This is a genomic window from Pseudomonadota bacterium, from assembly GCA_030860485.1.
Lineage (GTDB): Bacteria > Pseudomonadota > Gammaproteobacteria > JACCXJ01 > JACCXJ01 > JACCXJ01.
The window spans coordinates 1-8,356 of the sequence record JALZID010000189.1 but is presented as its reverse complement, the minus strand read 5'-3'; the positions used below and the strand labels follow the sequence as shown (position 1 = coordinate 8,356).

The 8,356-nt window shown below is 62.6% G+C and carries 10 protein-coding genes and 2 pseudogenes; 6 read left to right on the top strand and 6 right to left on the bottom strand.

All coding sequences use genetic code 11. From position 1 onward, the window contains the following. The 4 genes and pseudogenes from M3461_10460 to M3461_10445 form a co-directional block, all read left to right on the top strand. On the top strand, positions 1–507 hold a 507-nt coding region (locus tag M3461_10460; GenBank protein MDQ3774739.1), incomplete at its 5' end, for a J domain-containing protein. A gap of 6 nt (positions 508–513) precedes the next feature. Continuing rightward, positions 514–825 (top strand): MerR family transcriptional regulator, encoded by a 312-nt coding sequence (locus tag M3461_10455; protein ID MDQ3774738.1) that lies wholly within the window; start codon positions 514–516, stop codon positions 823–825. A 24-nt stretch (positions 826–849) separates the two neighbouring features. Further along, positions 850–1,370 (top strand): annotated as a pseudogene (locus M3461_10450) (phosphate-starvation-inducible PsiE family protein). Beyond that, positions 1,367–2,494 (top strand): trypsin-like peptidase domain-containing protein, encoded by a 1,128-nt coding sequence (locus tag M3461_10445; GenBank protein ID MDQ3774737.1) that lies wholly within the window; start codon positions 1,367–1,369, stop codon positions 2,492–2,494. The pseudogene M3461_10450 and the gene M3461_10445 overlap by 4 nt, the downstream one beginning before the upstream one ends. A 129-nt stretch (positions 2,495–2,623) precedes the next feature. On the opposite strand, the gene M3461_10440 is transcribed toward M3461_10445, so the two are convergent. The 4 genes from M3461_10440 to M3461_10425 are packed head-to-tail and all read right to left on the bottom strand — an operon-like array spanning position 2,624 to position 6,013. Beyond that, the gene (locus M3461_10440) at positions 2,624–2,977 is read right to left on the bottom strand and encodes a nucleotidyltransferase domain-containing protein (protein ID MDQ3774736.1); all 354 of its coding nucleotides are present in this window, start codon (positions 2,975–2,977) and stop codon (positions 2,624–2,626) included. Continuing rightward, complete coding sequence (locus tag M3461_10435; GenBank protein MDQ3774735.1) at positions 2,940–3,323, bottom strand: HEPN domain-containing protein; 384 nt, start codon at positions 3,321–3,323, stop codon at positions 2,940–2,942. Before M3461_10435 ends, M3461_10440 begins: the two co-directional genes overlap by 38 nt. A 57-nt stretch (positions 3,324–3,380) precedes the next feature. Next, complete coding sequence (locus M3461_10430; protein ID MDQ3774734.1) at positions 3,381–5,054, bottom strand: formate--tetrahydrofolate ligase; 1,674 nt, start codon at positions 5,052–5,054, stop codon at positions 3,381–3,383. 56 nt (positions 5,055–5,110) lie between these two features. Next, a complete protein-coding gene (locus tag M3461_10425) occupies positions 5,111–6,013 on the bottom strand; it encodes a DMT family transporter (protein MDQ3774733.1) in 903 nt (300 codons plus the stop codon). 650 nt (positions 6,014–6,663) lie between these two features. On the opposite strand from M3461_10425, the gene M3461_10420 reads away from it, so the two are divergent. After that, positions 6,664–6,969, top strand: coding sequence for a hypothetical protein (locus M3461_10420; GenBank protein MDQ3774732.1), 306 nt, complete (start codon positions 6,664–6,666; stop codon positions 6,967–6,969). A 16-nt stretch (positions 6,970–6,985) separates the two neighbouring features. On the opposite strand, the pseudogene M3461_10415 reads toward M3461_10420, so the two are convergent. Beyond that, positions 6,986–7,294 (bottom strand): annotated as a pseudogene (locus M3461_10415) (hypothetical protein). A 166-nt stretch (positions 7,295–7,460) separates the two neighbouring features. Then, a complete protein-coding gene (locus tag M3461_10410) occupies positions 7,461–7,904 on the bottom strand; it encodes a toll/interleukin-1 receptor domain-containing protein (GenBank protein ID MDQ3774731.1) in 444 nt (147 codons plus the stop codon). Between the two features lie 22 nt (positions 7,905–7,926). Between M3461_10410 and M3461_10405 the strand changes: the two genes are divergently transcribed. Then, positions 7,927–8,205, top strand: coding sequence for a hypothetical protein (locus tag M3461_10405; protein ID MDQ3774730.1), 279 nt, complete (start codon positions 7,927–7,929; stop codon positions 8,203–8,205). Positions 8,206–8,356: the final 151 nt, after the last annotated feature.

Here is an 8,356-nt window from a genome sequence, read left to right as displayed (position 1 = left end):
GCCACACGCGCCGTGACATTGCGGGTACCTGAACTGGACGCCGAAGGGCGTCTCACGGTGCGCAAGCGCACGCTTAACGTGCGTATCCCCACGGGGGTACGCGAAGGGCAGTTGATCCGCCTGGCCGGTCAAGGGTCGGCGGGACCGCAGGGCGGGAGGGCCGGCGATCTCTACATCGAGATCGCATTCAAGCCCCACCCGTTCTACCGGGTGGACGGCCGCGACGTGTATGTAAGCCTGCCGGCCACACCCTGGGAGGCTGCGCTCGGGGCCGCGGTCAAGGCACCCACGCCGGGGGGCACGGTGGAGGTCAAGGTCCCGCCCCACTCCCAAGCAGGGCGCAAGCTGCGCTTGCGGAGTCGCGGGATCCCCGGAGAACCGCCCGGAGACCTTTATCTCGTATTGGAGGTGGTCCTGCCCCCGGCCCAGACGGATCGTGCGAAACAGATCTATCAAACCATGGCGCGGGAGCTGGCCTTCGATCCCCGCCGCGGCTTGGGCGTGTGAAACCAGATGGATGATATCTTCACCGGTATTCTCGTCCGCGAACAAGATGCCCTGTCGCTTGAGGAGATGGTCGAGGCCTGCGGGGCCGAGACCGCGTGGGTCGTGGAACTGGTCGAGGTCGGTGTCCTGTCACCCGTGGGCAGGGATGAGGCGGCATGGCGTTTCGGCGCCCTGGATGTCTTGCGTGCGCGCCGGCTCGCGAGGCTCGCACGCGACTTCGAGGCCAGCACCGAGGCCGCCGCCCTCATCCTCGACCTGCTGGATGAGATCGAGCGGCTGCGCGCGCGCCTCCGGCGAGCCGGCATGGAGATAGATTAGAGGTGGCGATGAGCGAAACACGCCATGAGTGACACACAGCAATACTGGGCGAGCGCTCGCCGGCGCTTTTCCGACGAATGGGCCATCATGACCTTCTACGAGCGCTTCGAGCAGGTCGTGGCGTTGATCCTGGCCAATGTGATCGCCGTGGTCATCGTGATCTCCCTCTTTCAGCTCATTCGCGCCGTGCTCATATTGCTCGCCGCGGAGGCCTTCCACCTGCTCGATCACGCCGCGTTTCAGGGCCTCTTCGGCATGATCATGACCCTGCTGATCGCCATGGAGTTCAAACACTCCATCATTCGCGTGGCCTTGCGCCGAGACAGCATCATCCAGGTCAGACCGTGGTGCTGATCGCCCTCATCGCCGTGTCGCGCAAGTTCGTCATTCTGGATACCGCCACAACCGAGGCGACAAAGATCGCCGCGTTGGCCGTAGCCTTGCTGGCCCTGGGCGGGGTGTACTGGGTGCTACGCGAGCGCGACGAGAGGCCGCTCGAGCTGACCTCCGGCGGGCACAACAGAAGAAGGAAAGAGCCACCATGAGCCCTAACCGCGAACCGTTCCGCTCCCCTCTTCTCTGGGTGGCCATCGTGGCGGCCGTTCTGTTCGTCCTCTGGCAAGGCTTTCCCTCACTTACCCGGCAGATCGGCGGGGCGACCGCGACGCCGAGGGTGGTAACGCCGCGCGGGGATCTGGCCGCCGATGAGCAGAGCACCATCCAGCTCTTCGAACAGGCCAAGTCTTCGGTCGTCTTCATCACGACCCGCGAGCAGGTCATGGACCCCTGGACACGCAATATCTTCAGCATCCCCAGGGGCACGGGCTCGGGCTTCATCTGGGATGATGCGGGACACGTCGTCACCAACTACCACGTCGTCGCCGACTCCTCGGACGCGCGCGTGCGGCTCTCCGACGGGCGGGATTATCGGGCGGCGCTGGTGGGAGCGAGCGACGCCCACGATTTAGCCGTACTGCGCATCGGCGTCGCCTTGGATCGCCCCCCTGCCGTGCTCCTCGGCACGAGCCAGGACCTCCACGTCGGGCAGAAGGTGTTCGCCATCGGCAACCCCTTCGGCCTCGACTGGACATTGACCACCGGCATCGTCTCGGCCCTCGACCGCTCGCTGCCCTCGGACCAGGGCACCGTCATCGAGCACCTGATCCAGACCGATGCCGCCATCAACCCCGGCAACTCGGGCGGTCCCTTGCTCGATTCCGCGGGCCGGCTCATCGGGATCAACACCGCCATCTTCAGCCCCTCGGGGGCGTTCGCCGGGATCGGGTTCGCGGTGCCGGTCGACACCGTGAACCGGGTCGTCCCGGAGCTCGTGAGCGGGGGCAAGTACGTCCGTCCGGCCCTGGGGATCGAGGTGGACGAGGAGCTGAACCGCCAAATAACGGAGAAGCTCGGCATCGAAGGGGTGCTCGTGCTCCGGGTGAGACCGGGATCGGCCGCCGAGGCGGCCGGCCTGCGCGGTGCCCGCATCGATGAGGCCGGCATCACCCCGGGGGACATCATCGTCGCCATCGGAGGCAAGCCCGTCGATAGCGTCGCGAAACTGCTCGGCCTCCTCGACGATCACCGAGTCGGCGAGGCCGTGCCGGTCGAGATATTGCGGGAGGGCGGCAAGACCGAGCTGACGGTCACGCTCCAGGCGGGTAGTTGAGCGCCGCGCCTTCGAGGTAGGGGGTCGAGGCGAAGGCGATGTGGGTGTCGTCGATGACGCTCGCCTTGTCACCGAAAGAGATCCGCGTGCGTACCCGTGCGCTCGCACGAAGCTGTCGCGCTGTGCGGGCTAAGGATAGACCCACACCGCTTGCTGCCTGACGGTCTCGGCGAAGCGCGAGTTCGTATCGAGGAGCCGGCGCCACTCCGGCTCGGTGTAAACGAGTAACTCGGTCGGGACGGGCAGCGGGTTCAAGTCCCAGGACAGGGCGCGGCGCTCGAACGGCTCGTCCGCCTCGCGCACCAGGGCGATGAGGTCGAGGTCACTGCCCACGCCCCAATCGCCACGGGCGTAAGACCCGAAATACCCGAGACGCACGAGCTCGGGGTGGCGGCCCTCTTCGCGCGCGAGCCAGCCGTGCAGCGACTCCTCGACGGATCGCCGGTCAGGCCATCTGAGGACGGACGAAGTCAAGGATCTCACGGGCATAATCGATGGCCCCGCCGCTTTGCAAGGCGCCGTAATGCTGGAAAGGCGCGCCCTCGGGGTGGCCGTTGGCGTAGCGGGTCGGGACGTAATAGTTGTCCAGTACCCGCGCTTTTTCGATCAGATCGGGCGGTACGGCGAGGGGCAACTGGGCGAGCAAACGTGCCACCACGTGACCCCAGGCCTCCTGGCCGTGCGCGAGATGCAGGGCCTTGACGGCTTTTTCGGCCGCTTGCTGGGCCGCGAAGCACGCCCACTCGTGCAAACCGTCTCGGGCGGAGGCCACGGCCTGTTTCAGGTCGCGCTCGGCCTGTCGAAACCAGTCTCCTGCGCGATTCGGCATGTGCCGGCCTCAACGATCTCGCGCGTGCCGCGCAGGTCAATTGCGCGAGCCGTCGGACTAAAACAATCCGACCACCTTGCCCACCTCGTTGATATCGATCTTCTCGGCCGCCGGGACCTTGGGGAGGCCGGGCATGGTCATGATGTCGCCGCAGACCATGACCACGAACTCGGCACCGGCCGAGAGCCGCACCTCGCGAACGCCGATCTCGTGCCCGGACGGAGCGCCGCGTAGCTGGGGATCGGTCGAGAACGAGTACTGTGTCTTGGCGACGCACACCGGGTAATGGCCGTAGCCGTCCTCCTGGAGCCTCTGGATCTGGCCCCGCACCTTGGCGTCCGCGGTGACCCCGCGCGCCCCGTAGATCTTGGTGGCGATCGTTGTCACCTTCTCCCACAGCGTGGCCGAATCCTCGTAGACGAAGCGGAAAACCGCCGGCACCCGGTCGATCACCTCGACGACGGTGCGGGCCAGATCCTCGGCCCCGGCGCCGCCATCGGCCCAGTGGCGGGCCACGACCACGGGTGCCTCGTGGTGTGCCATCTTTTTCTTGACGAGATCGAGCTCGGCCGGGGTATCGTGGGTGAAATGATTGATGGACACGATGCAGGGAAGGCCGAAGTGGTTGCGCACGTTGTGGACATGGCGCTCCAGGTTGGCGAGGCCTTTCTCCACGGCCGGCAGGTTTTCGACGTTGAGCGACTTGAGATCGACGCCGCCGTGGAACTTGAGCGCCCGGATGGTCGCCACGATCACCACCGCGTCCGGTCTCAACCCGGACTTGCGGCACTTGATGTCGATGAACTTCTCGGCCCCGAGATCGGCCCCGAATCCGGCCTCGGTCACGACGTAATCCGACAGCTTGAGCGCTGTCTTGGTGGCGATCACGGAATTGCACCCGTGCGCGATGTTGGCGAAGGGACCGCCGTGGATGAATGCCGGGTTGTTCTCCAAGGTCTGCGCCAGGTTGGGCTTCAGGGCGTCTTTCAGGAGCACCGTCATCGAGCCGTGGGCGTTGAGGTCCGATGCGCGGATCGGTTTTAGGTCCCGGGTGTAACCGACGACGACGTTGCCGAGGCGCTTCTTCAGGTCCTCGACGGAGTTGGCGAGGCAGAAGATCGCCATGACCTCCGAGGCCACGACGATATCGAAGCCGTCCTGGCGCGGGAAGCCGTTGCCGGGACCGCCCAGACCCACGGTGAGGTCGCGCAGCGCCCGGTCGTTCATGTCCACGACGCGCTTCCAGGCGATGCGGCGCAGATCGAAGCCGAGCGCGTTGCTGTGGTGGATGTGGTTGTCGAGCATCGCCGCCAGGAGGTTGTTGGCGAGCCCGATGGCGTTGAAGTCGCCCGTGAAATGGAGGTTGATGTCCTCCATCGGGACCACTTGGGCATAGCCGCCGCCGGCGGCCCCGCCCTTCATCCCGAACACCGGTCCGAGCGAAGGCTCGCGCAGGCAGATCAGGGCCTTCTTGCCGATGCGGTTCAGGGCATCGCCGAGCCCCACGGTGGTCGTGGTCTTGCCCTCCCCGGCGGGGGTCGGGGTCATGGCGGTGACCAGGATCAGCTTACCGTCGGGGCGGTCCTTGATGGTGTCGAGATAGTCCAGGGACAGCTTGGCCTTGTAGTGGCCATAGGGCTCGAGATAATCATCCGGGATCCCGAGCCGGTCCTGCGCCAGCTCCATGATCCGCCGCATCTTGGCCTGTTGGGCGATTTCTATGTCGGACATGACTTGCTCTCCAGGCCGCCCCGCTCGGCGGTCTTGTTGTGGATAGGCTTGACGGGCTAGGTCGCCGGGTATTCTATCTGAGGTGCCTTCCCCCGCGCCACGGCCAGGATCCCGGCCAGACACACGAGGAGCGCGCCCGCGGTGCTCATGCGATCGGGCACTTCGTGCCAGAAGATCCAGCCGATGAGCGTCGCGAAGATGACGGTGCTGTACGTGTAGGGCCCCACGCGGGCGGCCGGCGCGAGGAGGTAGCCTGTGGTCAAGAGGATCTGTCCGAGCGTCGCGAAGATGCCCGCGGCGCCCATGATGAGGAGCGTGAAAAGCGCGGGCGTCTCCCACGCCCAAATGAGCGGCACCGCGGAGACCACGGTCCCGATGGCGCTGAAATAGACGACCGCGCGTACCGGCGGCTCGCTCGGGGCCATGCTCCGCAGCGACACCATGGCAACGGCGGCCAGAAGCCCCGAGAACGCGCCGATCGCCGCGTCCATCGAGAACGGCGCCGTCCCGGGTTTCAGGATCAGCACCACCCCGGCGAAGCCGATGACGGCCGAGAGCATGAGCCTTCCCGTGATCGCCTCCCCGAGCCACAGCCAGGCGATGGGCGCGATATAGAGCGGGGCGCTGAAGTTGAGCAAAACCGCCTGCGCCAGGTCGAGCCGCGCGATGGCGTAGAAGAAGCAGTACATCGCCGAGAGCCCGGTGAGGGAGCGGAGCAGATGCCCCGGCCACTGATCGGTGGCGAGCCCCGATAACCCTACTCTCCGGATCCAGGGCCAGAGCGCCAGTAGGCCGAAGGCATTGCGCAGGAACACCACCATCTCGTTCGGGATCTCGGTGGAGGCCATGCGCACCGCGCCGCCCATGAGCGCCATCATGAGCGAGGCGCCGAGGGCGCACAGGGCGCCCCGGAGGATGGGCGATGTGGCGACCGGGGCTTTGAGATGCTGTTGCATCATGAGGCGCTCATTCTACAATGGCCGCCGTGACTCCAATCCTCGCGTAACCGGCATGCCGGGACAACCACCATGCGGAGACGCTGCTCGCAAGGCACTTCGACAAGCCCTCGTTCCGCCCGCTGCCCGCCAATCCCGACGCACTGGATGTTATATTCCGAAATCAGGTAGCATCCAGGTTCGCCACCACCTTGGAGACAGACCGATGTCCGATAAGACACAACCTGATGAAACCGAAAAGGACAGTGACGAACTGTCCCCCGATAAGCAGTCACAAAACCGCTCTTTCTTGGATGGTGTAGTTTTTGCCACTCCACGACGTAAACGAGTAGTATCGAGTAAGCTCGATGAGGTCACCAGAGCACGCGAATACATGATCCTCGGCACGGAAAGGCACCTCGCGGGCGCTATCCGCAGGTGAAGACAGCCTGTGGTACGAACAAACCAAGGACGGTTGGCGCGGCGCAGTGCGACACAAGAATGTGGAGGTCTTTGCATTCCTTGAACCGACAAAGGAGAAACTGATGAACGATACAAGTGGGTACTAAAAGGACTTCACGCAGGAGAGTTCGATGAGATCATCAAGAAGCACCTGGACTCGAGGAAGAAGAGCACGACGCAAGAGTCTACAGACCCTAAATGAGGACCAGGGAATGAGCACGAAACGAATCGTAGACGTAATAAAAGAAAACCCCGAACTGAAAGCGCTCAAGGAAGAGTTAGCAGGAGAAAGAGGTGATAAGCCATCACCACAATTTGACGAGGAAACGCTACGAACTCCACCAAAAGGTTTCCGCTTTGTTGACAGGAAGTTTGATGGTGACAAGTGGAGTGCAACAACAACGATTACACCAGACTGGTCACGATTGTCTGGATGGTTGGCCGCATTGCGCCTAATACATGTAACAGCAGTTAGGCCTCATTGGTACAGACTGCTGCATTTCCTCAAGATACGTTAGAGAGGAACAAAGAGGATTATCGCGGAGGCTCAGCCTCCCCTTTCCTTTTGCCATTAGCTTCACTGATGCCCATTCGTTTAACATCCCGCCGAAACGGCCAATTTTCAACCCGCGTCCTCAAAGAGAGTCCGCGAGTTGCGAGAATGCTTAGGATTTCTAGTAAATTCTCCTTCTTCAAATTCGGCAGCTTCAAAAGCTCCACGTCTGTTCGTTGAATGAGATCGCCGATAAAGTAGATACCCTCCGCCTTCAGGATATTCCCCGTTCGGGTCGTGAGTTCTAAATCATCAATGGCCCGCAAAAGAACAGGGTCTACGGTCGGACGTAAGCCATAGAACTCTGCCCGACTTAACTCCAGGAGCTCCTCCAAAATCTCTCTATCTGTGCGACGTTCCATCTCTTGTTCTGAAACAGCAGATTCCATGGCCACAGCCACTTTCTGCTCCAGTTCGGGCCACCACTTCTCAAAGACCGATTCCAGGACCTGGCTGTCAAAGTCCACTATCCCCGAGCGCTGCGTTGATAGTTTTAAGCAGCTTGCGTACTTCATCCTCATTAAACGAAGCGGCTTGAAACAGCAGTAGTGAGCCTACTCGCAAGTCGGAAGAGTCGACACCAAACAGTAATGGAACGACACGAGAGTCTTCCATGCTCTTCGCCAAGGCACCAGCCTCAAACATCAGCCACGGGGGCTGCAGGTTAGCTCTGGTGAGGCAGATGATTCCGACGCTTGATTGCTCCAATTCTTTAGAGATTTCGTTTGGCCATAGAGCTCCCTTTTCAGTGTCGTTAGGTGTGAAGTAGGGTTTAACGGCCTGAATCACTGCCGGCAGCCAGTCCCTGAGTATTTCTGCTAGTTTTCGACTCCTCTCCCCGGACCAACATAGGAATACTTTCATTCGACCCTCTATTCTTTCCGCGGCCGCATCGGCCATGAGAACACTCTAGCACACTCCTATGCTGGATTACGCGGGCCGCCGCGCCGCGCAACACCCGGTGCACGCGGCCATTGCCCGCCTCAGGATCGGAGACGCACTCGATCTCGTCGAGCGCGATGTTCGGGATAGGGCAGGCCATGTGGTCGGGCGGCTGGCGAAGGGCTATGCCCTGCCGAATCGGACACTCGCCGAGGTGAAAGTGAGCGCCATCGTAGCGTGCGCCCGCCGCAGCTTGCTGGCGAATATCCTCCAAGACGATCTGCCGAGGGATGATGCGAAACCGGCCATTGTAGACTGAGGTATAACCCTAAGTTGTGGATGGGAGACATGAGAGAGGCGGCGTATCCTTCCGCGTGAATCAAACGCGACGCCGGCCTAGGCCGGTGGAAGGAGACGCCACCGATGTTGAAGATAGTCGAGAATGAGGCTGTAAAGGAAGAGGGTCACAC

Bases quoted from the DNA above. Each gene is read 5' to 3' on its own strand.
- M3461_10405 (MDQ3774730.1), top strand. From the start codon at position 7,927: ATGCTGGATTACGCGGGCCGCCGCGCCGCGCAACACCCGGTGCACGCG.
- M3461_10430 (MDQ3774734.1), bottom strand. From the start codon at position 5,054: ATGTCCGACATAGAAATCGCCCAACAGGCCAAGATGCGGCGGATCATG.
- M3461_10445 (MDQ3774737.1), top strand. From the start codon at position 1,367: ATGAGCCCTAACCGCGAACCGTTCCGCTCCCCTCTTCTCTGGGTGGCC.
- M3461_10425 (MDQ3774733.1), bottom strand. From the start codon at position 6,013: ATGATGCAACAGCATCTCAAAGCCCCGGTCGCCACATCGCCCATCCTC.
- M3461_10410 (MDQ3774731.1), bottom strand. From the start codon at position 7,904: ATGGCCGATGCGGCCGCGGAAAGAATAGAGGGTCGAATGAAAGTATTC.
- M3461_10435 (MDQ3774735.1), bottom strand. From the start codon at position 3,323: ATGCCGAATCGCGCAGGAGACTGGTTTCGACAGGCCGAGCGCGACCTG.
- M3461_10455 (MDQ3774738.1), top strand. From the start codon at position 514: ATGGATGATATCTTCACCGGTATTCTCGTCCGCGAACAAGATGCCCTG.
- M3461_10420 (MDQ3774732.1), top strand. From the start codon at position 6,664: ATGAGCACGAAACGAATCGTAGACGTAATAAAAGAAAACCCCGAACTG.